The sequence below is a fragment of the Rhodococcus sp. C26F genome (assembly GCF_053345925.1).
Genome location: NZ_JBKFBA010000009.1, coordinates 1 through 26,177, shown reverse-complemented (window position 1 = coordinate 26,177; position 26,177 = coordinate 1). Strand labels below are relative to the sequence as shown.

Annotated in this window: 28 protein-coding genes; 14 read left to right on the top strand and 14 right to left on the bottom strand. The window is 65.6% G+C overall.

Annotated features, from left to right (window positions below; genetic code table 11):
- Positions 1-129 precede the first annotated feature (129 nt).
- Genes ACLBYD_RS12610 through ACLBYD_RS12595 form a run of 4 tightly spaced genes read left to right on the top strand, consistent with a single transcriptional unit; the run spans position 130 to position 2,534 of the window.
- Positions 130-576 carry a hypothetical protein gene (locus ACLBYD_RS12610; protein ID WP_447816693.1) on the top strand — a complete coding sequence of 149 codons (447 nt, stop codon included), beginning with the start codon at positions 130-132 and terminating at the stop codon, positions 574-576.
- Positions 573-1,802, top strand: coding sequence for an NRAMP family divalent metal transporter (locus ACLBYD_RS12605; protein ID WP_447816692.1), 1,230 nt, complete (start codon positions 573-575; stop codon positions 1,800-1,802). Before ACLBYD_RS12610 ends, ACLBYD_RS12605 begins: the two co-directional genes overlap by 4 nt.
- Positions 1,799-2,200 (top strand): hypothetical protein, encoded by a 402-nt coding sequence (locus tag ACLBYD_RS12600; RefSeq protein ID WP_016696379.1) that lies wholly within the window; start codon positions 1,799-1,801, stop codon positions 2,198-2,200. Before ACLBYD_RS12605 ends, ACLBYD_RS12600 begins: the two co-directional genes overlap by 4 nt.
- Positions 2,187-2,534 carry a PRC-barrel domain-containing protein gene (locus tag ACLBYD_RS12595; RefSeq protein ID WP_447816691.1) on the top strand — a complete coding sequence of 116 codons (348 nt, stop codon included), beginning with the start codon at positions 2,187-2,189 and terminating at the stop codon, positions 2,532-2,534. Before ACLBYD_RS12600 ends, ACLBYD_RS12595 begins: the two co-directional genes overlap by 14 nt.
- A 335-nt stretch (positions 2,535-2,869) precedes the next feature.
- Here ACLBYD_RS12595 and ACLBYD_RS12590 read toward each other — a convergent pair whose 3' ends face one another.
- The 3 genes from ACLBYD_RS12590 to ACLBYD_RS12580 all read right to left on the bottom strand — a co-directional run bounded on the left by ACLBYD_RS12590 (position 2,870) and on the right by ACLBYD_RS12580 (position 5,562).
- Positions 2,870-3,757, bottom strand: a complete 888-nt coding sequence (locus ACLBYD_RS12590; RefSeq protein WP_447816690.1) for an alpha/beta fold hydrolase — start codon at positions 3,755-3,757, stop codon at positions 2,870-2,872.
- Positions 3,758-3,881: 124 nt separating this feature from the next.
- Positions 3,882-4,652: a helix-turn-helix domain-containing protein gene (locus tag ACLBYD_RS12585; protein WP_447816689.1), complete on the bottom strand. Its 771-nt coding sequence runs from the start codon at positions 4,650-4,652 to the stop codon at positions 3,882-3,884.
- A gap of 208 nt (positions 4,653-4,860) precedes the next feature.
- Positions 4,861-5,562, bottom strand: coding sequence for an SIMPL domain-containing protein (locus ACLBYD_RS12580; protein ID WP_447816688.1), 702 nt, complete (start codon positions 5,560-5,562; stop codon positions 4,861-4,863).
- Between the two features lie 193 nt (positions 5,563-5,755).
- On the opposite strand from ACLBYD_RS12580, the gene ACLBYD_RS12575 reads away from it, so the two are divergent.
- On the top strand, positions 5,756-6,028 hold the full coding sequence (locus tag ACLBYD_RS12575) for a GlsB/YeaQ/YmgE family stress response membrane protein (RefSeq protein WP_019289453.1): 273 nt from the start codon (positions 5,756-5,758) through the stop codon (positions 6,026-6,028).
- Between the two features lie 54 nt (positions 6,029-6,082).
- Here ACLBYD_RS12575 and ACLBYD_RS12570 read toward each other — a convergent pair whose 3' ends face one another.
- On the bottom strand, positions 6,083-6,502 hold the full coding sequence (locus ACLBYD_RS12570; RefSeq protein ID WP_447816687.1) for a glutaredoxin domain-containing protein: 420 nt from the start codon (positions 6,500-6,502) through the stop codon (positions 6,083-6,085).
- Positions 6,503-6,788: 286 nt separating this feature from the next.
- On the opposite strand from ACLBYD_RS12570, the gene ACLBYD_RS12565 reads away from it, so the two are divergent.
- The 3 genes from ACLBYD_RS12565 to ACLBYD_RS12555 all read left to right on the top strand — a co-directional run bounded on the left by ACLBYD_RS12565 (position 6,789) and on the right by ACLBYD_RS12555 (position 8,869).
- A complete protein-coding gene (locus ACLBYD_RS12565) occupies positions 6,789-6,995 on the top strand; it encodes a hypothetical protein (RefSeq protein ID WP_447816686.1) in 207 nt (68 codons plus the stop codon).
- A 98-nt stretch (positions 6,996-7,093) separates the two neighbouring features.
- Positions 7,094-7,774, top strand: coding sequence for a phosphatase PAP2 family protein (locus tag ACLBYD_RS12560; protein ID WP_258261192.1), 681 nt, complete (start codon positions 7,094-7,096; stop codon positions 7,772-7,774).
- A 195-nt stretch (positions 7,775-7,969) separates the two neighbouring features.
- Positions 7,970-8,869, top strand: coding sequence for a phosphatidylinositol mannoside acyltransferase (locus ACLBYD_RS12555; RefSeq protein WP_447816685.1), 900 nt, complete (start codon positions 7,970-7,972; stop codon positions 8,867-8,869).
- A 30-nt stretch (positions 8,870-8,899) separates the two neighbouring features.
- Here ACLBYD_RS12555 and ACLBYD_RS12550 read toward each other — a convergent pair whose 3' ends face one another.
- The 3 genes from ACLBYD_RS12550 to ACLBYD_RS12540 form a co-directional block, all read right to left on the bottom strand.
- A complete protein-coding gene (locus tag ACLBYD_RS12550; RefSeq protein ID WP_447816684.1) occupies positions 8,900-10,060 on the bottom strand; it encodes an AI-2E family transporter in 1,161 nt (386 codons plus the stop codon).
- Positions 10,057-10,560, bottom strand: a complete 504-nt coding sequence (locus ACLBYD_RS12545) for a hypothetical protein (protein ID WP_447816683.1) — start codon at positions 10,558-10,560, stop codon at positions 10,057-10,059. Before ACLBYD_RS12545 ends, ACLBYD_RS12550 begins: the two co-directional genes overlap by 4 nt.
- A 328-nt stretch (positions 10,561-10,888) precedes the next feature.
- Positions 10,889-12,679 (bottom strand): glycoside hydrolase family 15 protein, encoded by a 1,791-nt coding sequence (locus tag ACLBYD_RS12540; RefSeq protein WP_447816682.1) that lies wholly within the window; start codon positions 12,677-12,679, stop codon positions 10,889-10,891.
- A gap of 360 nt (positions 12,680-13,039) precedes the next feature.
- On the opposite strand from ACLBYD_RS12540, the gene ACLBYD_RS12535 reads away from it, so the two are divergent.
- Positions 13,040-13,648, top strand: coding sequence for an Rv1733c family protein (locus ACLBYD_RS12535; RefSeq protein ID WP_447816681.1), 609 nt, complete (start codon positions 13,040-13,042; stop codon positions 13,646-13,648).
- A 291-nt stretch (positions 13,649-13,939) separates the two neighbouring features.
- Here ACLBYD_RS12535 and ACLBYD_RS12530 read toward each other — a convergent pair whose 3' ends face one another.
- Positions 13,940-14,698, bottom strand: coding sequence for a DUF6920 family protein (locus tag ACLBYD_RS12530; RefSeq protein ID WP_447816680.1), 759 nt, complete (start codon positions 14,696-14,698; stop codon positions 13,940-13,942).
- A 269-nt stretch (positions 14,699-14,967) separates the two neighbouring features.
- Between ACLBYD_RS12530 and ACLBYD_RS12525 the strand changes: the two genes are divergently transcribed.
- Positions 14,968-15,654, top strand: a complete 687-nt coding sequence (locus tag ACLBYD_RS12525) for a ZIP family metal transporter (protein WP_447816679.1) — start codon at positions 14,968-14,970, stop codon at positions 15,652-15,654.
- A gap of 26 nt (positions 15,655-15,680) precedes the next feature.
- On the opposite strand, the gene ACLBYD_RS12520 is transcribed toward ACLBYD_RS12525, so the two are convergent.
- The 4 genes from ACLBYD_RS12520 to ACLBYD_RS12505 all read right to left on the bottom strand — a co-directional run bounded on the left by ACLBYD_RS12520 (position 15,681) and on the right by ACLBYD_RS12505 (position 19,606).
- Positions 15,681-17,312, bottom strand: coding sequence for an ABC transporter permease (locus tag ACLBYD_RS12520; protein ID WP_447816678.1), 1,632 nt, complete (start codon positions 17,310-17,312; stop codon positions 15,681-15,683).
- Complete coding sequence (locus ACLBYD_RS12515; RefSeq protein ID WP_447816677.1) at positions 17,309-18,244, bottom strand: ATP-binding cassette domain-containing protein; 936 nt, start codon at positions 18,242-18,244, stop codon at positions 17,309-17,311. The genes ACLBYD_RS12520 and ACLBYD_RS12515 overlap by 4 nt, the downstream gene beginning before the upstream one ends.
- A 237-nt stretch (positions 18,245-18,481) precedes the next feature.
- On the bottom strand, positions 18,482-19,282 hold the full coding sequence (locus tag ACLBYD_RS12510) for an HAD-IIA family hydrolase (protein ID WP_160875389.1): 801 nt from the start codon (positions 19,280-19,282) through the stop codon (positions 18,482-18,484).
- An 81-nt stretch (positions 19,283-19,363) separates the two neighbouring features.
- A complete protein-coding gene (locus tag ACLBYD_RS12505; protein ID WP_447816676.1) occupies positions 19,364-19,606 on the bottom strand; it encodes a hypothetical protein in 243 nt (80 codons plus the stop codon).
- A 706-nt stretch (positions 19,607-20,312) separates the two neighbouring features.
- On the opposite strand from ACLBYD_RS12505, the gene ACLBYD_RS12500 reads away from it, so the two are divergent.
- Positions 20,313-20,996 (top strand): ANTAR domain-containing protein, encoded by a 684-nt coding sequence (locus ACLBYD_RS12500; RefSeq protein ID WP_447816675.1) that lies wholly within the window; start codon positions 20,313-20,315, stop codon positions 20,994-20,996.
- 91 nt (positions 20,997-21,087) lie between these two features.
- Here ACLBYD_RS12500 and ACLBYD_RS12495 read toward each other — a convergent pair whose 3' ends face one another.
- Together ACLBYD_RS12495 and ACLBYD_RS12490 are read right to left on the bottom strand one after the other, a co-directional pair.
- Positions 21,088-22,278, bottom strand: coding sequence for a flavin reductase family protein (locus ACLBYD_RS12495; RefSeq protein ID WP_447816674.1), 1,191 nt, complete (start codon positions 22,276-22,278; stop codon positions 21,088-21,090).
- Between the two features lie 40 nt (positions 22,279-22,318).
- On the bottom strand, positions 22,319-23,752 hold the full coding sequence (locus ACLBYD_RS12490; protein ID WP_447816673.1) for an MFS transporter: 1,434 nt from the start codon (positions 23,750-23,752) through the stop codon (positions 22,319-22,321).
- A gap of 190 nt (positions 23,753-23,942) precedes the next feature.
- Between ACLBYD_RS12490 and ACLBYD_RS12485 the strand changes: the two genes are divergently transcribed.
- From ACLBYD_RS12485 to ACLBYD_RS12475, 3 genes are all read left to right on the top strand, one after another.
- Positions 23,943-25,235, top strand: coding sequence for an amidase (locus ACLBYD_RS12485; protein WP_447816672.1), 1,293 nt, complete (start codon positions 23,943-23,945; stop codon positions 25,233-25,235).
- 40 nt (positions 25,236-25,275) lie between these two features.
- Positions 25,276-25,560: a hypothetical protein gene (locus ACLBYD_RS12480; RefSeq protein ID WP_447816812.1), complete on the top strand. Its 285-nt coding sequence runs from the start codon at positions 25,276-25,278 to the stop codon at positions 25,558-25,560.
- A 1-nt stretch (position 25,561) separates the two neighbouring features.
- Positions 25,562-26,177 (top strand): response regulator transcription factor (locus tag ACLBYD_RS12475; RefSeq protein ID WP_447816671.1); only part of this gene is annotated, 616 nt, incomplete at its 3' end.

Genomic DNA, 26,177 nt, shown 5'->3' with positions numbered 1-26,177 from the left:
ACAGCGCGACGAGTGTCGGCTGTCGAAACCGACCGGCGACGGAAACCGGCCTCTATCGTGAGGTTGGTGAGGAAAGCGTGGTCTTCCCGGAGCGTCTCGCGTGAGACGGGTGGACGCCGGAGCAGGGATGTGCTGCTTTCTGTGGTCGCTGCAGCGCTGCTCCTGGGTGTCTTCGCATCAGGGTGCGCTTCGATGCGCGGCGGGGTGGAAGGCGATTTCGGTCGGGCAGCGCAGCAGATCGGTTCGGCGGCGGTCTCGGCTCAGCTGAGCCTGCAGGTTTTCGCCGACGGTCGCAACACCACCGCCGCCACGGACACCGCCCTGTCGGACATGCTCGAAGAGGTCGACCAGGCCGTCTCGGCAACCGCGGATCGAGAGGTGGACACCCCCGACCAGGGAACCCTGGGCGCCGAGGTCCTGCAGGCGGCGAACACGGTTACCGGACAGATCATCCGGGGACGAGACATCGTTGCCGGAGTCGGCGAGCAGACCGAGCTGACTGCGGTTGCGGCCGAGCTCGGACGTGCAGGTACGGAGTTGCTCGATCTCGGAGACCGTCTCGAGGCGGCCGGATGAAGAGTCTCTTCGCCGTCGCTCTCGGAATCCTCACCGCGATCGGGGGATTCCTCGACATCGGTGATCTGGTCACCAATGCAGTGGTGGGCGCGCGTTTCGGGTTGTCCCTGGCCTGGGTGGTGCCGGTAGGCGTGCTGGGAATCTGTGTCTTCGCGCAGATGTCCGGCCGCGTCGCTGCGGTCAGCGGCCGAGCCACTTTCGAGATCATTCGCGAACGCCTCGGGCCGCGCATGGCAGTGGCGAATCTGAGCGCGTCGTTTCTGATCAACCTGTTGACGTTGACCGCCGAGGTCGGTGGTATCGCGCTGGCGTTGCAGTTGGCAAGCAGCGTGAACCCGAAACTGTGGATTCCGGTAGCCGCCCTGGCGGTGTGGCTGGTGATCTGGCGGGTGAAGTTCTCGGTGATGGAGAACGTCACCGGAGTGGTCGGACTGTGCCTGGTCATGTTCGCCGTGGCGGTGTTCCTGCTCGGCCCGGACTGGGGGCAGCTCGCCGACCAGGTGTTCACCCCATCCCTGTCGGACGGCGAAAACCTGGCCGCATATTGGTATTACGCAATCGCGTTGTTCGGTGCGGCGATGACTCCGTACGAGGTGTTCTTCTTCTCCTCCGGCGCAGTGGAAGAGAAGTGGACGGTGCGGGATCTCGCGAAGTCCCGGCTCAACGTCCTGGTCGGATTTCCCCTCGGCGGCATCCTCTCGGTGGCCATCGCCGCACTGTCGGCGATCGTGCTGATGCCCGGTGGGGTAGAGGTGTCCAGCCTGTCGCAGGTGCTGGCTCCGGTGGCGGAGGCAGGAGGAAAACTGGCGGTCGCGGTGATCATCCTCGGGATCGTGGCGGCCACGTTCGGGGCGGCGCTCGAAACCGCACTGTCCGGTGGCTACACCCTGGCCCAGTTCCTGGGGTGGTCGTGGGGCAAGTTCCGACGGCCGGTGGAGGCGGCACGATTCCACCTGACCATGCTGGTGTTGCTGATCGTCGCCGTCGGTGTGCTGATGACGGGAGTGGACCCGATCCTGGTCACCGAGTACTCGGTGGTGTTCTCCGCAATTGCCCTGCCCTTGACGTATCTACCGGTCCTGATCATCTCCAACGACCCGCAGTACATGGGCGAGCATGTCAACGGCCCGGTCGTCAACGCGATCGGTACCGTCTACCTGGTCATCATTGTCGCTGCCTCGGCGGCGGCGATACCGTTGATGATCGTCACGGGAGCAGGCCAATGAGCACATCCGAGCACCCATCCACCGGCACCGACCGAGGCGGTCGGCTGATCGATGCCCGCCTGCACCTGTTGGACCGGCAGATCCTCGATTGCGACGGCGTACCGGTTGCCACGGTCGACGACATCGAACTGAGCGGCATCGAATCCGACGGGGGCGGTACCTCATCGGCGCCGCGTATCGAGGCGATCCTCACCGGCTCCACATTGATGACCCGGATTTTCGGGGGTCGTCTGCCCCGAAGCCGCTTGCACCGAATCACGTGGGACGACGTCGCCGAAATCGGCATCACTCTCCGACTACGGGTGCGGTCCGAATCGTTGGATGCGACGTGGCCCGAGCGATGGGTGCGGGATCAGATCATCAGTCGTATTCCCGGGGGCCGTCATGCTCCTGACTGATCTGCTCGACCTTCCCGTCCACGATCACAACGGCGACCGCGTCGGGTGGGTGTGCGATATACGTTTCCGCATCCCTGCTCGTCCGGCTGTATCGGACAGTGGGGGAGTGCCGTCGCCGGAGGTCGTCGGGATTCTCCTCTCGCCGCGCCGGCGCGGCTCGTACCTCGGATTCGAACGCACCGATGTGCACGCACCGGTGTTGCTCGCTCGGTGGATCCGGTGGCGCCACCGCGGGACCTGCCTGGTTCCGTGGTCCGATGTCGATCACGTCGAGAACGGGGCGGTCGTCCTGGACGCGGATTATCGTCGGGAATCGCCGCTGTTGAGCCGCTGACCGATCACGCCGCGGCCTCGACGATGCTGGGCAGAGTTACCATGCTCCGGCGGCGGCACGTCGCTGCTGCCGACGCCCGCCTTTTCCGTCGTGACGTCGCCTTGCCGGTATCCGCTGCGCACGTCGACGCAACGCCAGCTCGTGCTGCAAGCGCTCCGCAGACAGCTTGCCCGGACCGTGAATGCTCGTGCCGTCCGGCCGTTCGATCGTGGTGGCCATCGCCGTGTTTCTCCTCGAGGATCTCGAAATTCGCCAGCGCCCAGTAGTACTCCTCGACAAGTGCTGGGGCAATGGAATTTACGCCATTCTGCTGAGCACGAATGAACACCAGGCGATCACGAGTGACGGCGTACCACCTCGCCGACGATTGCGGCCAGCTCCGCAGGCTGTGTCATCGGCACGTTGTGGTTGGCAGAAATCTCCACGAGTTCTCGGTTCGCAGCGGCGTCGACCAGCGTCTGCCCCTCGTCGCGGCGCTGTGCGTAGAAGCCCTTGTCGGGCAGGACGAACGTGATCGGGCACGATATGTGCGTGTACGCATCCACGCTCGGATAGATCGGTGCACGCGGATCGGGAGCACTGACGACGGCGATCTCGTCGAGGCTCGGTCGTCGCTCGTAGAGCGTGTCGCTGCAGCGGAGGAAGGACCGTCGCATCACGGCACGGACGAGTTCCGGACGGGATCCGGCGTTGAGCCAACCGGTTTCCGCCTCGCGCACACACTGCTCGATGTACGAGAGCATCTGCTGTTCGGTCGCGCGCCAGCCGTAGCGGAACGTCTCACGGAGCTGTTCGACGGCTCGAGGGTCCTGCCACTGTGCCTGGGCATCTATTGCTGCAGCTCGGTCGTCCAGAACCATGCCGTCGACCACGCACAATGCCGCATCCACCAGACCGGCCGCAACCGCTGCAGTGACCGCGTACCCACCCGTTGAATGCCCTACCAACACAGGGCGGTCCCAGCCGAGTGCCTCGACGACAGTGCCGAGATCACGCCAGTACTGCTCGGCTGTACTCGAGGTGAGCGCGCTCTGTCCGTGTCCACGCAGATCCACCGCCACCAGGTGGCAGTGTTCCGTCAGATGCGCCATTACGTCGGTCCACACCGCGGCGTTGTGTCCGCTGCCGTGGACCAACAGCACTTCCGGCCCCCGGCCACCGAAATCGAGTCCCGGCAGCACGCCGTCGTCGACGGGCACTTCGATCCGGGTTTCCGACACCATCACTATCCCTCGCCGTCGATAGCTCGGCGAGACTGTCTACCGCAGAACGTCACCTACCCCTCATGAGACAACCGATCCATCCGATCGGTCAACGGAATTCGGCCGAGCGCCTTTGCATCGGATCTCAGGCCGCAGCCGGCGCGCGACACCCGCACCGCACGGCACGCCCCTGCTCGTCATCGGGAAGCCACCCGTACTCGTCGCAGTCGCCGCACTTCGGTTGGAGGACACGGGGCGTCGGCAGCGACCGCCACAACGGCAGCCATCCGTGCGCCAGTCGCATCGGATTGCCCGGTCTGTGCACGGATTTCGCTGCCGCAACCAGAGCCGGCACGCCGTGTGTGGCGACGAGTGCTTCGATCGCCGCTGCCGCATCGGGTTCGAGGTAGACGAAGGTCGCGGTGAGTCCGGCCTGCCTGCATGCTGCCGCAAGCTCGACCACCGTGGGACCGAGCGGTGTCTTCGCGACGCGCGGTGTGCGGTTGGTTTCCGTCCTTGGTGTATCGGTACTTGAAAGAGCGCCTGGGTCTCCGATGTCCGCGCTGCCGCGCGTCGGATTCTCAGGCGCCGGTTCGGTGACGGGACGTTCGTAGATGGTCTGGATGGTGATCCACTGGCCGAGCTCGTTCTGGATCTTCTCGCGCACCAGGTAGCCGAGGTCGGCGAGCTCGCGTAATGCCGAGCGGATGGCGTCGCGACCTTCTTTGGGCGACTGCGCCGCGATCGAGTCGGCGCGGGTGCGCCAGTCGTCGGGCTTGGACAGCAACCAGACGAGCACACCCCGCGCGCGGAAGGACAGCCGTTCGTCGGTGATGACGGCGTTGCTGAGAACGGTGAAGTTGGCGGCAAGGCGCGGTCCACGACGCACGCCGCCGGCCAGGGTATTCTGACCCACGTTCGACTCCCTTACAGTCGGACATCCGGCCCGTCGGGAGCTGCAACTCCTGGCGGGCCTTATTCGATTGTGGCCGCGCGAATCGGCGGCGTGCTGGCATCGTGCCACCGTCTGTACGAGGCGCGCAAGGAATCGAGCGGAGGGTGCTCGAGTTTCGGTGTTCTCGACGTCGCTGAGCGGGGTCCGGAACACCGAAGTTTCACCGGCGCTAGGGGGAAGCTTCGAACCGCGCCTCGACGTCGGCGGTGAGGGTGACCCGATCCGGTTCGAAGACCAGCTCGGGTTCGGCCGACTCGGGGGCGCTCATCGCATCCGAGCGCAGCATCGCTGTGCGCATCATGGGGGCGCCGCCCGCGTGGACGGGTGAGGGCTGGGAGCCGAGCATGCCCGGATCGGCGATGGCCACCGCACGAACGGTGTCGAGGCCCAGCGACGTCGTGTATGCCTTCGCCTTGTCGAGGGCGTTGCGGACGGCGAGGTTGCGGACCTGCGCGAGTCGCTTCTTCCGGGCCTTGCGGGTGATCCACCACTGGAGATCGGCGACGGTGACCACCTCGAGTTCGGCGACCCGTTCGACGAACGCACCCACAGCGTCGAACTCGTGGAAGGTGACGGTGATCGACGCCGACGAGTTGTACACCCACGGCCGGTTCTTGCCTTCGCGGTTGAACGGGCGCCGTCGGCTGTGGCGTACCCGATCGAAGGTCCACCGCTTCACCGGGCTCGGGGTGCGCTTGCGCAGTTCGGTGATGAGATCGGTGATGGTGGCGACGGCCGCGGTCACCGGTTCGGCGGCCTGCTTGCGCGAGGAGCCGTCGGCGTGCACCCGCAACACCACCGTGCACCGGTTGGGTGCGACGGTGCGCTCGGCGTGCCCGGTGACGGTGATCGTGACGGGAGGCTGGGTCATGCGCACGAGTGTGCCAGCGCGAGCCGTCCCTGTCGGGCAGACGGCACGTGCCACGGTCGGAACCGTCGAATCCGACCTTCCGGGCGTCGCATTCGTGCCACTCTGAAGTTGTCAGCAGTGAGAGGTGTGACTGGTGGGACGACTGGGTATCTGAGTTGGGTCGAACTAGCCAGTGTTCACGAAAGGACTGCACATGCTCGGACTCGGAATCCTCGGTTGGATCATCATCGGTGGTCTCGCCGGTTGGATCGGCAGCAAGATCATGGGCACCGACGCCCAGCAGGGCATTCTCCTCAACATCGTTGTCGGCGTCATCGGCGGCTTGATCGGTGGTTTCCTGCTGAAGGTCTTCGGCGTGGATGTCGAAGGCGGCGGACTGATCTTCAGCTTCCTGACCTGCCTCCTCGGCGCGGTCATCCTGCTGTTCCTCGTCAAGGCCGTCACCGGCCGAGGCGTGCGCCGCTGACCGCTCTGCATCAACGAGGTCNCCGGGACCTCGTTCGTGTCGGGGGTCGGTTCGTCAGACCAGTTGATCGCGAAGCCAACGTGGGTCGGGATTGGTATGCGACACGTCGCCGATGAACACCGTCGGCACCGTCTCGTTCCCGCCGTTGACTTCCCGGACCCGAGCGGCCGCCGCGGGATCCCGCCAGCTGTTCACCCAGATCGCGCGACGCGCGCGTGTGCACAGGGTGGCGCGCAACCGGATGCAGAACGTGCACCCCGGGCGCCAGTACACCACCGGAACGCCGCGGGTTGCGGCGTCGCGACGGGCGGTCGCGTCGTCGACGTGATGGGGGAAGAACAGGGGAGAGGTGACCCAGGCAAGGACGAGCAGCAGTACTGCCGTCACCACCGAGGTCACGTCGAATGCGCCGGTGAGCAGAACGACGGCCGCGACGGCCACCATCGCTGCGGAGAGGATCCAGGTTCGCCACACGCCTGTGAGCCTAGTTCCTTCGAGCGCCGATATTTCCTGCCGCAACCCGGTGGCTCCACGAACTTCACGCCCTAGATCAGTGATTTATCCGTATGCGCCGAAATCACTGTGGTTCAACGCAGTTCGTCGGCACGGCCGTAACGCGGCCTCAGACCCCTCCGATGGTTGCGTCGGTGACATCTGTCCGAATCCCTACACGGACACGCCGGCACCCGATCCGAACGCGGACCCGAACAATCCGAAGATCGTGTGGTGCGGAACCGACAAGTACGTCCACGATCGCGGCGTGACGGTCTGGGACGACGGCACATGGTCGCCGTGGTCGCAGCACTGCGCCGACGAGTTCGACGCGGTGAACAACCCGCCCGGCGAGATGGGTGGCGGCGGCGCCGTGTCCGGTCCGTGCCGGCCCGCGGAGGAGGGCACCGTCACGTTCACGCCCGACATGCGGAAGCAGCAGTGCACCGGCGGGCAGTGGGTGTTCATCCGCTGATCGGGGTTCGTCTCCGAACGGGTCGCGGCACGGGGTCGTGACCCCGCCCGACCTGCCGGTCTGCAGCCGGGCAAGGTGGCGCGATAGCGTATTCGGTCATGGTCGTCACCGAGAGTTCACCTCCTGTATCCCCGCGGTTGGTCCGCTCGATGTTCATCCCTGCCGTCGGGGTGGCGCTCGTGCTGACTCTTCTCGCGGCGGCGACGGTGCCGATGCGCGACCGCCTGTATCTGTCCGTCGCCCAGACCGTCGAGGGATCCTTCCTCGGACCGCTTGCAGGTCTCGTCGCCGACAAGGGGCTGCTCGTCCTGGTCGCCTTCACCGGTGTGCTCGCGGCGTGGCTGTGGCGGAACGATCGACGCAGCTTCGGCACTCTCGCCGTAGGCGGTATCGGTGTCGTGGGTGCCTACCTGTCGAGCGAACTCGTCAAGCTCGTGGTGACGGAGCCGCGACCGTGCCGCGCGCTCGGCATCGAGACGGTGCTGGAATGCCCCGAGGTGGGGGACTGGTCCTGGCCGTCGAACCACTCCGTCATCGCGGCGTCGTTCGCCACGGCGTGTGTCCTCGCGGCTCCGCGTCTGATCTGGCTGGTCGCTCCGCTCGCCGCAGTGCTCGCCTTCTCTCGGGTGACGGTGGGTGTGCACTACGTCCACGACGTGCTGTCGGGCATGGCGCTCGGCGTGTTGGTGGTCGCGCTGGTCGTCGTGGTGCTTCTGCCGTTCGCGTCGCGGCTTCCGATCCTGTCGCGTGAGGCGCCGGCCGTCCCGCCCACGGGGTAGGCGCACCGAATACAGCACACCGAATCCGGCTGTCGGCAGAGAGAATCTGCAGGCAGCCGGATTTTTGTTGGCAAGTCGGACGGGGCGCGACCGCCTCGAAGCTGTCGAGGTCGTGCTCCTGGCGGGCTTCATGCTGCTGTTGAGCCCTGTCGCCGGCGTCGTCATCGTTGTCGACCTCCGCGTTCGGGGTACTCGATGCGCATGAAGGATCGGGCCTGGGATCTCGCATACGCCGCCGGTTGGTGGGCGGTATGCGCACTACCGGAAAAGACGGCGAGGCGCCTGTTCGAAATGGCCGCGGATCGAGCGGCCCGAAACGGCGGGCCGATCCAACTTCGCCGCAACCTCGCCCGGGTCTTGTCCACCACTCCCGATCAGGTGCCCGACGAACTCGTGCGTGCGAGTCTGCGTTCCTACGCGCGGTACTGGTGCGAAGCGTTCCGGTTGCCGTCGATGGATCCGGTACGGCTGGCCGAGACCATAGACTCAGCGGCCACCGGTCTGGAACACATCCACGAGGCCGTCGCGCGTGGGCGTGGTGCAGTGTTGGCGCTTCCGCACAGCGGGAACTGGGACCTGGCGGGAGTGTGGATCGTACAGCGGATCGGCACACCGACCGTCGTCGCCGAGCGACTGCAACCGGAATCGTTGTTCCGCCGCTTCGTCCGATTCCGTGAAGGCCTGGGTTTCGAGATCATCCCGCTCACAGGCGGCACAGTCCCACCGTTCGAACAACTGACCGCCCGGATCCGGGAGGGACGGTTCGTCGGACTCCTCGGCGAGCGTGACCTGACAGGAGCGGGCGTGCCGGTCACCTTCTTCGGCGAACCGGCCTGTATGCCTGCCGGCCCGGCCAAGCTCGCGATCGATACCGGTGCACCGCTGCTGCCGGTGCACTGCTGGTTCACTCCGGGTGGCTGGGGGTTTCACGTCGACGCGCCGATCGATACCGCAGGTGGCGTACAAGCCACGACCCAGAGGCTGGCCGACCGGTTCGCCGCCGGTATCGCCGCGCATCCCGCCGACTGGCACATGCTGCAATCGGTGTGGACGGCCGACCGGCGGGACCACACGCAGACACCCGGCAGGGAGTGACGACGCCGGTTCTCGCGGCGTCGCCGATGGTCAGCCGCGGTCGAGACGCGGGAAGAGTACTTCCTGTGCGATCAGGTGGACCGCGGCGGCGAAAGGAATCGCCACCAGTGCTCCCACCAGGCCCAGCAGGGCACCGCCGATCAGGACAGCGATCAAGGTACTCAGCGCGGGTACCTCGACCGAGCGTCCGATGATCTTGGGTACGAGCAGATAATCCTCACCGAGTCGGAAGGCGACGAAGAACACGATCGTCGCCACACACACCGGCACCGACACCGTCAACGCCACGGCCGCCACCGCGATCCCGGCAATCGTCGAACCGATCAGCGGCACCAGGTCGAGGACGGCAACGAACACTCCCAACAGCAGAGCGTAGGGCACGGAGAATGCGACGAGCCACACGAGGGTGGCTGCGCCGGCGATCACGGAGATGAGGACGTTGCCGAGCACGTACGAGCCGACCTTCGCGAAGATCTCGTCGCCCAGCAGGATCGCCCGGGGGCGCCGGGAGTATGGGACGAACCGATACAAGGTGGCACGTAGGCGGGGCAGATCGGCAAGGAAATAGATCGTCAGCACCGTGACGATGAGGGTGTCGGCCAAGGCGGTGAACACCGCCTGCCCGGCCGTGACGATTTCTCCCAGCACCGATGTGCCCGCGCCGCCCCAGAACTGGGTCAACCGGTGCTGCAAGTCGAAGCGGGCGTCGAGACGACCGACCCACGATGTCGGCTCGGTGAGTTGTTCGAAGTAGTGCGGTGCGGCAGTGATCAGCGCCGACGCTTGCTCGGTCAACGGTGGAATAGCCGCAGCCACCAGTGCTGTGAGCGCGGCGCCCCCGACAACGAACACGCCGGTGACCGCCGCCCATCTCGGTACCCGCCGGGCAGTTACCCACCGCACGAGCGGTTCGAGTCCGAGAGCGAGGAAGAACGCAACACCGATCAGGATCAGGATCGATTCCACAGCCCGTGCCGCAAGCACGACCGCGACGGTGGTCAGTGCACCGGCCGCGGCAGTCATCCCGGTGAAGAAGGGAGAACGGCGATCGAATCGGGGACCGAGCGTGCCGCGAGGAGAACGGTCGCTGCTCAGCGTGGCTGCAACCCGTTCGGCTGCAGCGATCGGGTCGGAATCCGGGACTCGCTCGGAATCGGAGTCGATCGGTGGATCACCGTCTGGTCCCGTCATGACCGGACCCCGCGGCCAACGAGGTCATATCTGCCTGCGGTATACGAATATTCGTCATCGACGTGGGGTTGTCGCGTCCGAGGGGCCGCGTCCGAGTGAGCCGCGACGTCGCCCCACGCCGCCCGTGAACCCGATCCACCGACACGGTAGATCTGCACGACCATGACGACGTCGGTGACCAGTGCCAGGGCGGCGATGAACAGTGCCAGGGCGGCGATGAACAGGACCGCGGCGAAGTGCACCATCGTGTCGCCCAGTTCGGTCTGGACATCCACGGCCGCAGATCGATCGACGTGGTCTTCGAGCCATTCACCGGCCTTCGTGGTGATCGGAGTCAGAACCGATACGACGGTCGCGAGAGCGACGGTCGGCCGGACGAGTTGACGTCGAGCAGCAGGCCACACTCCACACACTGCGACCAGGCTCGCGATCACCGGAGGAAGAACCATCATGAAATGGGCGAGCAGTACGTGCGCAGGAAGACCGCCGACAGTCGACATGAACCCAGTATTCGAGTACGTACGCCGATATGGACACGACTTCGGACATATCCACGAAAATGGCATCTGCACAGCCCGCAGCCTCCTGCCTTCTCGGACGGAAGGAAGACGCCCTTCTCGGGCGCACCGCTCTCAACCTTTCCTGCCGCTCTCGTCGCAATTCTTGCGATCGACGAATCACCCAGGACAACAGATCATTCGTGGCACGAGGAAGTGCGACGAACGGGATGCGGATGCGAAGTGACCGGAGATCGAGTCCTCTCAGGGTTCGCCCGAGGAGGACGCACCCTCCACGGATCGGATCTTTACGCGGGTACGCTCCCGGAGGTCAACGCGGGCCGGGGCGATGGGTGCCGACAGGATACCCGGACAAATGCCGTGCAGTGTTGATCAACGCTACGTGACTGAACGCCTGGGGGACGTTGCCGAGTTGACGACGGGCTTGGGGGTCGTACTCTTCGGCGAACAATCCGACGTCGTTGCGCACTGACAGCAATCGATCGAAGAGCTTGTGGGCGTCCTGGACGCGACCGGCGCCGTACAATGCGTCGGCGAGCCAGAAACTGCACGCCACGAACGTTGCCTCGGGTTCGGCGATGCCGTCGACCTGTTCGAGTTCGGGGCGGTAGCGCAGCAGGAATCCGTCCCGGTCGAGGTCACGCTCGACGGTGGACACGGTGCCGACCACGCGGGGATCGTCCCACGGCAGAAAGCCGGTGCGGGGTATGAGCAGCAGCGCCGCATCCACCCCGCGGCTGCCGTAGAACTGGGTGAAAGTGCCACGGCGTGCATCGAATCCATTCTGCAGAATCTCGGCATGTATCTGTTCGCGCAGAGCGCGCCACCGGTCGACCGGGCCGGGGAGGCCGAACCGCTCCACCGCCCGGACGCCGCGATCCACCCCTGCCCAGGCCATCACCTTGGAATGGACGAACGGGCGAGGCCGACCGCGTATCTCCCACAGCCCGTTATCGGGCTCCTGCCAGTGACCTTCGAGGAAATCGAGCAACGCCACCTCGATGTCCCAGGCGGGGTCGCCGCGCAGACCGCTCTCACGGGCCAGATGTAGGCAGTCGAGTACCTCACCCCACACGTCGAGCTGGAACTGTCCAGCGGCGGCATTGCCGACGCGCACGGGTACGGAACCGTCGTAACCGGACAACCACGGCAGGGCGAATTCCGGCACTCGCCGTGCTCCGTCGAGTCGGTACACCATCTGCAGGTCCGCGGGGTCCCCTGCCACTGCCCGTACCAGCCAGTTGCGCCACGCCTTGGCCTCGGCGACGAATCCGCAACCGAGCAGGGCTTGCAGAGTGAAGGCGGCGTCGCGTAGCCAGCAATATCGATAGTCCCAGTTACGGCTGCCGCCGATCTGCTCGGGCAGTGACGTGGTGGCCGCGGCCACGATGCCCCCGGTCGGACGGTAGGTCAGGGCCTCGAGAGTGATGAGCGAACGATGTACCTCGTCGATATGCTCCCCGCTGTAATCGCACGAGTCGATCCAGTCGGTCCAGTATCTGTCCGTGTCGGCGATCGCCTGGCGTGCATCGAGCGGCCGAGGAGCGTGCTCATAGGAGAGGCCATAGGTGAGCACGAACGGAATGTCGTCCCCCGCATGGACGTCGAACTGTCCGGTGGTTCGCATATCGTGCCCGTGTAGCGGCACCGGAGTGCGGAGCCAGACCGCATCCGGGCCGGCGACGGCGGTCAGACATCCCGGAACTCGGCGTACCCACGGGACGATATGCCCGTAATCGAACCGCAGCCGAAGTTCGGTCTGCATCCGCACGGAGCCGGTGACGCCCTGGACCACACGCACGACGTCGGCGGTCTCTCTTCGCACCGGCATGCAGTCGACGACCCGCACCGATCCTGTTGCTGTGACCCATTCGGTCTCCAGGACCAATGTGTCGTGGCGGTACGCCCGGTAAGTACACACACCACCTGCTACGGGAGCAAGCAACCATCGGCCCGCCTCGTCGTCGTGGAGCAGCGCCGCGAAGCAGGCAGGTGAGTCGAAGCGCGGCAGGCACAACCAGTCGATCGACCCATCGCGGCCCACCAGCGCGGCAGTGTGCAGATCCCCGATCAACGCGTAATCCTCGATGCGCTGGCGCATACGTCGACCTCTCCGACGTCGAGACCCGCTACCAGTATGAGACCTGATCGCGCCGAACCGAGGTCCCTGCGTAAGCACTCCGTTCTGATTCCGCGATGGGGTCGACCGTCCCGGCACGACACGACACGCATGCCCGACCACGGAAAGCTACTCGTGTCGGTGTATTGCCGGTGGTCGGTCTCGGTGTATGTCGCACAGGTGAGGGCGGGAAAGGAACAACGGTCTACCGGTCGTTGCCGTGTTCCGTAGTGGCCTTGCGCCCCCGAATGCGACCAATGGCTCTACAGTACGAGCTGCCGACGACCGACACTGGGGACATAACAATACTGAGGACCGAACAACGACGTCCCGGAGAGTGCGATGAGTCGCGAAATCTCGGTAGCGGTTCGGTGGTGGCGCCTGCGCCCGTGGAGCGCGAATCCGCTCATGCGCGGCAGTGATCGGATCGAGGCCCTCGCGGTTGTGCTCATGGTGGCAGTCGTGTTGCTGCTCGTGCCCATTGCCGCCGCCGTCGGAACCGTCTCGTATACGCAGCTGGCCGAACGATCGCACCACGCGATCACCGGTGGACGACAGGTGCCGGCGATCGTTGTCGACAATGATCCAGAAGATATGTCCGTGCGAGACCCCCTGTCCGAAAATACGTCTCGTATCGGTCCGATGATCGCTCGGTGGGATGTGGAGGGCACTGAACACACCGGCCTGGTCGATCTCGGAACCCGTGTCGAGGCGGGGGAGACGGTACGCATCTGGGTCGACGAGGCGGGCGATTACATGTCGGCGCCTCGTACCGGATCCGAGAACGCGATCGCCGCGCTCGGTACGGCGCTGGCTTTTCTCATCCTCGGAGTCGTCGGCTGCGCGCTTACGCTACTCGGGCTCCACGGCGTGATGAACAGGCATCGGATGGCGCGGTGGCAGCAGGAATGGCAGCAGGCGCGTCGTTTGCCGGGATGGCCCATCGGTTGAAGGCACAGGCCGGTGTGCGGTTCGCGAAGTCCTTTCGATCCGCAGGTTCGGTCCGAACACCGCCTGCACCGGCCTACCGCGAACGCACATCCGCTGTCTTCCGCGCTGCGCACGATCCGGACTTCCTGTCCGTGTGCACCCCGCACAGCGACCACGGACGCGGAGGCCCGCATGAAGATGACGCGCTACTGGCGGCTCATCCGGCCGTTCGTCGGGCACATCATGCGCGCGACGGTGAGCACCATCGCCGCCGGCGCGAAGTAGCCACAGCACCGGATTCGTCGCGCGGGGTCAGAAGAAGTCGGCGGTGGTGATCTCGGCGCGGAAGAACTCCCTGTCCGCACCGGTGCCCGTGTCCCAACTGGCGCGGATCCGCGAGGCGATGGTGATGCCACCGAACCTGCGCTCGGCCTCGACCGCGACGATGAACGGATACCGACCGAACTCATGATTGTCGGGGTTGCCCCACCGCAGCATCCGCACCCCGCGCAACGCCCCGTCGTCGGCGACGTCCAGCCGTACGGTCTCCTCCCGACCCTCTACCGTCCAGGTCGCCGAGGCGACGAATTCGTCGCCGCGCCACCGTGCGAGAGGAAACGACGTAGGCACGAAGATGCTCTCCCCGGCCAGGCGGCCGCCCGCACTGTCGCTGACATCCGGGCCTTCGGCGGACATCAGGGGGACGAGGCCTGCCAGACGCCAACGCATCTCGCCGCTCCCGTCGGTGAAACGGTCGTACCCGGACACAGGCACCGGGCCGATCCAGGCGGTCGCAGCCCAGACGAATCCCGTCGTCGGAGCAAGGAGCTGGACGGCGGTGAACGGTCGCCAGGATCCGAGCCTGATCTGCCCGGACATCTCGAGTCGTGCGGCTGCGGCCATCGGCGTGCCCTCGGCAACCGCATGGTTGATCCAACGTCTCGCAGCAGGTGGCAGGGATTCGGTCATGGCCGGCACGAACCGCTCGCTGCTGCCCCGAACCTCGGACAGTGCGCGCCAGTGTGCGCCGACATGATGAGCGGCGCGAGGAACAGCTGGTGCACGGCCCATGCGCACGAATCCTTCGCCGGTCGACTCGGCCCTTCACGATGCTTCGCTCGGACTCGGTCCTTCATCGTTGGGTGGGCCGAAATTCGTTGATTCCAGCAAATTATGCCTGGCAACCGTGTCCGCGCCGACGGAATCGTCGATCGTCGCGTCGTAGAAGATCTCGCCGAGTCGGTCGGCGATGACGTCCCGGGGTATCCGGTCGCCGGGACGGAAGAGGTACACATGAGCGAAACGGGTGGAGGACGGTGTCGAAACGGGGGATCGGTTCGATGTTGACGGCCTTGTGGTACGGACTGGGGACCACCGTGCCCTTGTTCCTCGGAGCTGCGATCGGCCTGCGTTACGACCTGCCCCGCCCGGTGCTCGCGGGATTGATGGCCTTCGGTGCAGGTGCGATGGTGGCGGCGGTCTCGACCGAACTGTTCGCCCCGGCCTTCGCGGACCAAGGATTGTGGGCGGCGGGCGGGGCCCTGATGCTGGGAACCGTCGTCTACGTCGTTGCCGACCGCGCGATCGAGAGCAAGCTCGGCCCGGCAGCCCTGGGGTGGGCGCTGATGCTCGGCGCGCTGCTCGACGGCATCCCGGAGAACGCCGCGCTGGGGACGACTCTCGCGGGCGGCGCCGGTGGAGTCGTGTTGCTGGTGGCGGTGGCGGTGGGCAACATCCCCGAGGCGGTGGCAGGTGCGGCGTCGATGCGGTCGGCCCTTTCACATCGCGCCGCACTGCTCATCTGGGGTATGACGTCTGTTCTGCTGGTGGCGGTGGTCGTGATCGCCACTGCATTCGCCGACTCTCTGCCGCCGGCGGGAATCCCGTTGATCCAGGCGTTCGCCGGAGGCGCCACCATCGCAGTGATCGCCGACTCGTTGATGCCGGAGGCCTATAGAGAAGGCGGGTGGTGGGTCGCCATCTGCACTTCCTTGGGCTTTCTGGTCGCCTTCGCTCTCGGTGCCTGAACCGGAACCGAACGAGACGCGAACCGTCATGTGAGATCGCGTCGGCGGAACCCGATCGCTCCGACAACGATCAGGACGACCGCGAGGAGTATTTCTCCGAGCACCGGCACCGGCGTGAAGGTGGCGCCGGGCAGTTTCGGCAGATGGCCGAACGGTTCCGCATCGAGGGCCCACTGGGGCAGCTCCGCGAGCGAGCCGATGCTGAAGATCAGCAGAAACATCACGTAGACCGCCCACGCGGCCGGTGTGAACCGTGGTAGCCATCCGAACAGCACCATGGTGATGCCGACACAGATCCAGACCGCGGGAAGCTGCACCAGAGCACCGGCGAGCGATCCGGGCGCGGTGCCTGCGACGTCTCCGATCGCGGCGCCGTACGTGAGCGTCACGGCTGTACCGGCCGCGAACAGTGCCACCGCCGGACCGAGCATCGCGAACATCAGGTGACTCAGCACCCAGTGAAGCCGACCGACGCGGCCGGCGATGATCGAGTCGGCGCGGTGCGCGGTTTCCTCGTAGTGCAGTCGCAAGGTAGCGGAGATGGCGTACGCCGACGCTGCGATACCCAGCATGGTGAGCGCCAGCGCCACGAATGCGTCTTCGAGCACGGTTGTGCCGCCGAGCCGGGCGATGATCTCGTCGATGGCATCGTTGTCGCCGAGCTGGGCACCGAGCCCGTGGGCGGCGCTGCCGAAGAGCAATCCGTAGAGGAACAAGACGATGCTCCAGGCAATCAGGGAACCTCGGTGCATCCGCCACGCGAGGCCGAGGGGTCCGGCCAGACTCGGCCCGGCGGCCCGTGCGCCGGGGCGCTCGGCGAGCAGTCCGCTGCCCAGATCACGGCGGTGCAGCAGCACATAGGCCGCCGCGATCGCGATCACCGTGACGGCCGCGTGCAGCAGCAGCACCCACCAACGTTCGTCGGCGAACGGACGCAGTTGCAGCGACCAGCCCTGCGGGGACAGCCACGACAGCGTCCCGGACCCGGCGTCCCCGACGGCACGCAGCGCGAAGAACACTCCCAGGGTTCCCAGTGCGATACCGCGCGCCGGACGTGCCGAGGCGGTCAGTTGTGCGGCGACCGCGGCGACCGCGGTGTACACCAGACCGCATGCCGCCAGCGCACTTCCGAAGCCGATCGAGCCGGCTGCCGGCAGGTCGTACAGGTACAGCACGAGCGCGAACGACGTTCCGACGACGATCGACGCGCCGGCGGCGACGAGCACTGCGGCCGTGAGTTCGGCGTATCGGCCGACGACGGTCGAATCGACCAGTTCGGATCGTCCGGACTCCTCCTCGGCACGGGTATGCCGGATGACGGTCAGGATCACCGCGACCCCGATCGCGGTGTACAGCGCACCGGCCTTCCAGATCGCCACGGCCCCTGGCGTGGCTGCGAAGATCGGCCCGTACATCGCGATCAGAGCCGGGCTGGCCGAGGTCGCGACAGCGAAGCGCTGCAGATCCGCCGCGGTGGGGTAGACCGATTCGATGCTGCCGGCATAGGTCATCGGCAACAGCACCCCGATGATGAGGACCCACAGTGGCAGCACGATCCTGTCGCGACGCAGACACAGCCGCACCAGTTGTGTCGTACCGGTGAGATTGCCCGGTGCCGGGCCGGGGCGGAGGGAAACAGGCGCCGCAATCGTGGTCATGTCAGCTCCTCGACCTCGGCGGCGATCCGGTTCTCCGATCCGTTCTCCACCTGGTAGTGGCGCAGGAACAGTTCCTCGAGCGTCGGGGGTGTGCTGATCAGGCTGCGTACCCCCGCGGCGCCGAGCAGACGGACGAGATCACCGAGGCCGTCCTCGTCGACCTGGCAGTGCAGCGTCGTGCCGTCGAAGACGACGTCCGTGACGCCGGAAACCCGCCGCAGGTCGCCGGGATCACCGACCAACTCGGCGGTGATCGACATGCGTCCGAGATGGCGCATCTCCTCGACCGCACCGGAGTCGACCGTCCGGCCGTCACGAATGATGGTGACCTTGTGGCACAACGCCTCGACCTCGGAGAGGATGTGGCTCGACAGCAGGACGGTGGAACCCCGTGCCACCGCTTCGCGGGCACACTCGCGGAAGATCTGCTCCATCAGGGGGTCGAGACCGGAGGTGGGTTCGTCGAGCAGCAGCACCCGTGCATGCGACGACAACGCCGAGATCAACGCGACCTTCTGCCGGTTGCCCTTGGAATAGCTTCGAGTCTTCTTACGAGGATCGAGTGCGAACCGCTCGATCAGCTCGTCGCGACGGTGTTCGTCGAGTCCGCTCCGCAACCGGGCCAGCAGATCGATCGTTTCGCCCCCGGTCAGTGACGGCCACAAGGTGACATCGCCCGGCACGTACGCGACATCGCGGTGCAGGGTGACCGCCTCGGACCAGGGATCGAGTCCGAGCATCCGTACCCGTCCGGAGGTGGGCCGCAGAATCCCCAGCAGAACACGCAAGGTCGTGGACTTGCCGGCGCCGTTCGGCCCGAGGAAGCCGTGGATCTCTCCGGCGTCGACGGTGAGATCGAGCCCGTCCAGTGCATGGGCGTGACCGAAATGCTTGTGAAGATCGCGTACCTCGATCACATGTTGCGCGTCCATCTGCGCTCCCGTCCTGTCGTGCAGGTCGGTGCATCCGTCGGCCGGACCGGACGGTGGGGCTCGGGCACCGATCTGCCATCCACTGTGACGAGTTCGTCGGTCGGACGGCAAGGGTCCTTCGTCGGGACATCCCAGAGACGTCTCGCGTGGCGATTGTCGAGCGAAGGTCCCAGCGGAGCCGCAACGAACGAGGGGTGACTCGGTCATCTGCTGTCGACGTGACCACTGATACTGAGATCAGAACGGATTCGCCGTGGAGCCAACCAGATCCGCGACGGAGTTGATGACGCGGGTCGGACGATAGGGGAACCGCTCGACGGACTCGCGGGTGGAAATGCCGGTGAGGACCAACAGCGTCTGCAAGCCTGCCTCGAGACCGCAGACGATGTCGGTGTCCATGCGGTCGCCGATCATCAGCGTGTGTGCGGAGTGCGCACCGATCGCGCGCAGGGCCGAGCGCATCATCAAGGCATTCGGCTTGCCCACGAAGTACGGTTCGCGGCCGGTCGCGCGGGTGATCAGCGCCGCAACGGCTCCGGTGGCAGGGAGCGAACCTTCTCGTGACGGGCCGGTCGGATCCGGATTGGTCGCGATGAACCGGGCGCCGCGTTCGACCAGGCGGATCGCGGTGGTGATCGCCTCGAAGGAATAGGTGCGTGTCTCTCCGAGAACGACGTAGTCCGGGTCGCTGTCGGTGAGGACGTAACCGATGTCGTGCAGCGCGGTGGTCAATCCGGATTCGCCCACCACGTAGGCGCTGCCGCCGGGACGTTGATTCGCGAGGAACGTCGCCGTCGCCAACGCCGAAGTCCAGATCGCCTTCTCCGGAACGTCGAGGCCGGAGAGCAGGAGGCGAGCCCGTAGGTCTCGGGGCGTGCGGATGGAATTGTTGGTGAGCACCATGAACGGCGTACCGGTATCGCGGAGTTCGGTCAGGAACGCGTCGGCGCCGGGAATCAAGTGATCCTCGTGCACGAGAACACCATCCATGTCCATCAGGTAATTCCAGACCGGCGCGGATGTGGGTTCTTCGCTCATTCTTCGAGTGTGTCACCGACTGTTCCAGTCGGTGGCCGATACAAGGTGATCACCCGACGACGATCGGTGTCGGCGCCGTACTCACCCGCCGAGGTTCGCGACGGTCGAGTCGAGCACGCCCGCCTGCATCTCGAGGTCGCTCTCTTCGTAGTTCCGATCCTGCGGTAGCTGCTTTCGGAGGTCTTCTCTGGTGATTACGAGAAGCGGTCGGTTCTGATCGGTCAGCTCCTGACCTCCGACAACGCGGAACCAGCCCTCCTCCAGAACGAGTGCGGGGTCATCGAGCGTCGAATCGAGGAGTTCTCGAAGGTCGGTGGCGGTCAACTTGGTGGGCACATGTCCTCCTGCACTTGCTCGTCTCTCGAACCGTTGTGTCCTCTCGGAGGTACCCGGTCGAGTGCGGGCTGAACCTGGTGATGTTCGGGCGACGCGGCGGGTCGGCAATATCCTCGGGGAGTACATCGGCAGCGCATACCCCTGTGGCGGTATGCGTCGCCTCGACGTACGAAATGTCAAGGGACCGGGTGCGTTCGGTCGCCTCTCGGCGAAAGGCGCAACACGGCTCCAGCCGAACGGAACTTCCGTGAAGGCAATGGGTTGAGCCCGGGGGACACGAATACGCACCCGATCCGCCCAGCACAACGCGACCCGATAGCCATCTATTCCCGGTGGGGACAAGCGTGCGGAAGCCGAACGCGTGCGCGACGGACCGTGACCGCGAACATCTTCGTTGATGCTTCAACCGGCGTACGATCGAGACCACTCATGTACACAGACTTCGCCACACTCGGCGGAACGCTCATCTGGTTCGCCGCTCTCCTCGCCCTTACCCACATCCTCGGCCACACGCTCTGACCTTCCGACCCACGGTCGGCCACCCGATGCCTGAGGTATCTGCCGAACGCCCAGAAGGTGCTCTTCACACCTCCGTACCGGCACTCGCGGGTACCGTAGTGGTACGGGCACCTTGCCCGCCACTTTTTCGCCTTGACACGCGGCATCGTGAAACAGGCGGAAGAGGCTTCCCAACATGGCCGAATCGATCGAGATCTTGATCAAGGCCCTTGGGGATCTACGAAGACCGCCGAGCGGACGGCAGGATCTCGGCGAAGCGTTGCGCGCAGTGACCGCGGCTGCGGCCGCCACGATTGCGGGGGTCGAGTGCGCCGACATCGTCCTCATCGGCAAGGACACATTCGAATCCCACGGAGCGACCTCGTCGTTGTCCCGGGGACTCGGTCGGATCCAACGCGACGCCGGTGGCCCCTGTATCGACGCGGCCGGAGTTACGAGCGTGGTCTACAGCAGCGACCTCCGATCCGAGATGCGTTGGCCGCAGTTCACGGAAGAAGCCCTGATGGTCGGGGTCGGCAGCGTGTTGTCCTTCCAACTCCACACCCGCACCGACATCGCCGGTTCGCTGAACCTGTTCGCATCGAAACCGCAGGCCTTCGACGGTGCCGCGGTAGCGCTGGGCATCGCACTGGCGGCGCAGGCGGCCGCCGAGCTCACGGCTGCACGCGCGGAGCTGCATCTGCGCTCGGCGTTGGCCACCCGAGACACCATCGGCCAGGCCAAAGGTCTTCTGATGCAGCGCTGCGGTGTCGATGCCGCCCGCGCCTTCGTGATGCTGCGGACACTGTCGCAGGATCTCAATGTCGCCCTGTCCCGAGTTGCCGAGCGAATCGTCGAGGACCACACCGCTTCTCTGTGATCGTTTGTCCGATCACGCACAGTCCGTCCGTCGGGCGGTCCACAGCAGTTCCCTCGAGAGCGATGTAGGCACAAGAGGTGCATTCGACCGCCTACGAACCGTGGGGGTGTCTATCGCCCTCGAGTGCTGCGACGACGCTTCTGGCATGCGAAACCCATGCAGCGACCGTCGCGCCGGTGCTCCGAAGCGGGAGTTGAGCCAGACGCAAGGTCGAGGTGCAGCGGCCTTCCGGATCGCGTACAGGGAAGACGAGGGACCCGACATCGTAGCGACCGTCGGAATCGAGCTCCTGAACGCGATAGTCGACGTCCGACCCGGGGATCACGGTCCGGATGTCACGTTCCTCCATGGGCGTGAGCAGACCTGATTCGTAGCGTCGCGTCGCTTCGCGCATCGTCTCGTAGGCGGTGCGGCCTTCTCGAGGAAGAAGCGAGAGCGCGTATCCGTGGGCGCGTACGAAACCGAGTCGCCGGCGGTAGACCCCCTTCGTGTCCTCGTCGATTCCGATGGCCCTGGACAGCCAGCGTTCCTGTTCGTCCTCGGACAGGTCGAAGACGATACTGTCGCCGATCGGAGGCACGATCGGGATACGTCGTGCGAGTCCGTTCGTCTGTTCCACGCCGGGGCCGAAGGCCGACAGCACTCGGACCATCTCGTCCCGGCCGATCGTCGTATACAGCGCGACCTCGCAACCGATCGAGTGGGCGAGCGCTTCCACCTCCGGGCGGAGGGCCTCCGCCGCGCTGATCGAATCGGTGATCTCGTGCTGCAGCCGAGCGATCAGCGACGTACTCACGAAGCTGCCGTAACCGCCCTGGAAGTAGATCAGAGGCGCCACGGGGTTGGTGACCGCCAGATCGCTCACGGTGCAGAGGACGATCCAATGGTCGCCGGCATCGACCGTGTTCGTCACGCGTGCGTCGATCCAGGCGACCGATTGTTCGAGAACCGGGTTGCCGGACGGAGAGGTGAACCACTCGATGCCGTCGAACTTGTTCTCCCAGCGCCGGGCGATCGTGGCGACAAGATCCTCCTGCTCGCCCCCGATGACATTGATGCATATCGACTCGCACCGCCGGAGTTTGTCGAACGTCCGGGACGTCTTCATCGGCATGAACGAGACCAGGGGAGGATCGAGGGACACCGAACTGAAGGTCCCGACGACGAGGGCGAGCAGTTCGCCGTCGGCCGCGCGTCCGGTGATCACTGCAACGCCCGTGGGATAGTGGCCCATCACCTCGCGGAACAGGCCCTTGGCGATACTGACGGTGTCGAGGGACATAAGCACTCCTTGGTCGGAACGACGATCGATCCGGCTCGGTTCAGCCTTTGCGGTGACGCGCCTGGAGGGTGCGTCCGAGGGCTTCGGGGCGAAGGAAGAGGATGCACAGCACGCCGCCGACGAGCAGGACGACACCGGTGATCGTGAAGGCTTGATGTACGCCTACGGCCATGTTGTTCGCCATCTCGGGGGTGAGGGACGTGCCCGAGGGCGGCGAGACGTACCCCGCGCGGGTCATCAGCCATCCGACGAGGGTGGGGGAGATGATTGCGCCGATCGACGCGACACCGCCCAGCGTGGCCATCATGATCGGACGCTGCCGTGCGCCGACCGCGAATGCCAGCGCTGAGGCGGTCATCGGGTAGGCGAGGCTGCAACCTGCGGCGATGCAGAGCAACGCGACGGCGGCGACACCGGAGGCCGCCTGGACCAGGATGAAGCACACACCGGCAACGAGTGCTGCGACACCGAAGGGGATCGCGATGGACCGATGCGCGTTGTATCCCCGCTGCATCAGTCGGTGACCGAGGAATCCGAGGAAGAGAAGCACGAGCGCTCCCAGGATCCAGGGAATCGTGGTGACCGTCCCGACCTGGGGCAACGAAAGTCCGACCACGGTCCCCAGGTACTGGGGTAGCCATGTGGTCACGAACCCCTGCACCCAGAAGTTCGAACCTCCGCCGATGACCGCGGCGAGGAAGGTCAAGCTCGCGAATGCCCGCCAGAGCGAGACGGCCGGTTGCTTGTCGACATCATCCGTGGCGATTTCGTGAGCGGACTCGGCATCCGCCTCAGGGGCATCCTTGCCGGCGGAATCCTTCTTCCCGTGGCCCGCGTAGGGCCCGTCGCCGGCCAGGATCAACCAGGCGATCACCCAGACCAGACCGACGATACCGAGGACACCGAACGCCCAGCGCCATCCCCAAGCACCGATGACCCAGGCCAGGGCAGGTGCGGCGAGGACCGGACCGAGGGTCGAGCCCGCAGCGACAAGATTGGAGGGAAGCGCGCGACGTCGGGGTTCGAACCAGGAGTGGGCGGAGGTCAGTGACATCGCGGTGGCCGGGCCCTCGGCGCCGCCGAGAACGATGCGGGTGACCAGAAGGATCGCGGCGCCGCCACCGAGCAGCATGGGGAACTGCATCACGGCCCACACGACGCCCATCGTCAGGATGATCCACCGCACCGAGAACCGCGCTGCGAGAAATCCGGTAACGACGGAGACCACGGCGTAGAGGAAGAAGAATGCACTGCCGATGAAACCGAACTCGACGGCCGAGATTCCCAGGTCCGGGATCGCTTCTGACGCAACGAGTCCGAGTACGGCCTTGTCGGCGAACGCGACGATCTGAAAAAGAACGAGGAGTGCAGTGATCAACCAGGCCTTGCGGTTCATTCTGCCGAAGTCGATCTTCTTCGATGCCTTCGGATCGGAAGGATCGATGATCTTGTCCGGCGCCACGGTCGAAGCCATGAGAGGCCACCTTTCTTGTGGGCTGGGAATGGGGCTGGAGTGAGCGGCGAGTGCTCCGTTGGTGATCGGAAGCCCAACGGTGTGGAAAACCTATGTCGCCTTGCGTCACTCGGGTAGGAGGGAAACCTTTACTGTCGGTACGTCCTTTTCCTGGGCAGAATGGGGAGGTCAGCGACTGCAGGAGGATGATGTGAACGCGCCCGTGGTTGACGTGTCCATCGAAGATCAGGTGAGGTCGGTCCGGACCGGTTCGACGACGGCGACGGAACTCGTGTCCCGAGCCAGAACGGCAATCGACGCTCAGGAACCCGTACTGCAGGCGTGGGTGCAACTGTCGAGCACTACTGCCGAGGACGTCGCGACGATCGATGCCGACCGCCGAGACCTGCCTTTGCGAGGGATTTCCGTCGGTGTGAAGGACCTGATCGACGTCGCCGGCATGCCGACCCGTGCGGGATCGCCGGTCACAGCCGCCGCGGCAGCTGTCGCGGACGCGCCCTGCGTGGAACGATTGCGTTCGCTCGGCGCCGTCGTCCAAGGCAAGACCGTCACGACCGAGTTCGGTTACTTCCGTCCGGGTCCCACGCGCAATCCTCATGCACCCGAGCACACGCCCGGAGGATCGTCGAGCGGGTCCGCCGCCGCGGTCGGTGCCGGCACCGTGCCGTTGGCGCTCGGTACCCAGACCGCGGGTTCCCTGACCCGACCGGCGTCCTATTGCGGCACGGCCGGACTGGTTCTCGCCCACGGCAGTACCGAGATGGCAGGAATTGTCGGCCTGAGCGACTCCCTCGATTCCCTGGGGCTGCTCACCCGCACCGTCGCCGATCTGCGTTACGTCCACGATGCGTTCCTCGGCTCAGCCGCCGCTGTTCAGTCCGGTCTTCCGGAATGTGCGTTCGTCTGGGGCGGAAGCTATCTCGGATATCTCGACCCTCCGATGATCGCTCTGCTGGGCCGTCTTCCGTCTGTTCTGGCGGGACTGGGCCTGCATTCGGAAATGCTCGACTGGGACGACCACGTGCAGACTCTCGCCGAGGACCACGCGACGATCATGGCCTTCGAGGCCGCACGCACCCGAGCTCGTGAGTTCGAACGGCAGCGGGACGATCTGAGCCCGCAGATCCGAGACCTGCTGCAGCGGGGACAGACAATCTCGGTCTCCGACCACACGGCTGCGTTGATCCGACGGGATCGCTCGCGGGAGTTGTTGGGCGAGATACTCGACGGATCATCCCTCATCGTCGGTCCTGCCGCGACCGGGCCTGCACCGAAGGGATTGTCGGCGACCGGTTCGCCGATCCTCAGCCGCCCGTGGCAGTTGCTGGGCCTACCCGTGGTGATCGTGCCCGGAGCGCGCACCACTGCGGGACTGCCGCTCGGAATACAGCTCGTCGGCCTGCCGGGTAGGGAGGATTACCTGTTCGAGGTCGGGGAGAGACTCGAAGCAATTCTCCGCGAAAGTCCCCCGCTGGACGAGTGATTCGAAGACCATGCCCCTGATGACGACTGGAGAATTCTCGATGCTGAAACCGCGCCCGGTCAATCACCATCGGATGTTCCTCACCTGCTACGAGGACACCTTCAACTACGGATGGCATCACGTCGACCTGTTCGTCCACGACGAGTACGGACGCGAGGTCAACTGGGTGCATTGGACCGTGGAGGCGGATGGACCGGACGCGGCCGACGTATCGGTCCGTCGTGAAGAACCCCTGCTCCGCCGCACCACCGACTGGGAGCCGAAGACAAGCGCAGTCGGGGCTCCGTACTGGACTGCCGAAGCAGTGTGGGATGCGGACAGCTGACATGGCCGAGCATGTGACCGGCAACGATGCGCCGGCGTCCGAGGCCACCGTATACGTCGTCGACGACGATCCAGCGTTGTGCGATTCCGTCGACTGGATTCTCGAGAGCATCGGCATCCGACCGGTCATCTGCCACAGTGCCGATGTCTTCCTCGATGTCTACGACGGCACGCATCCCGCTTGCATCGTGCTCGATGTGCGCATGCCGGGCATGAGCGGCACGAGGTTGCAGGAGCGGATCAACGAGTTCGCGCCGCATGTCGTGATCATCTTCGTCTCGGCGCACGGCGACATCAGGATGTCCGTCTCGACGCTGCAGAAGGGCGCCATGGACTTCCTGGAGAAGCCGTACGATCCGCAACGGCTGCTCGACGCGGTCCAGTCCGGCGTCGAGCGCGCTCGGACGCGTTTCGCGGAGCATGCTGCACGCGCAGCGCTGCGGGAGAAACTCCAGGGGCTGACGCCGCGTGAGCGGCAGATCCTGGCCTTGGTCGTCGAAGGCCTGCCGAGCCAGAATATCGCCCGCAAGCTGGGGATGAGCGTAAAAACCGTCGATGTCCATCGGGCTCGGATCAAGAGCAAGACCGACTCCGACAGCATCGGCACCTTCGTTCGGG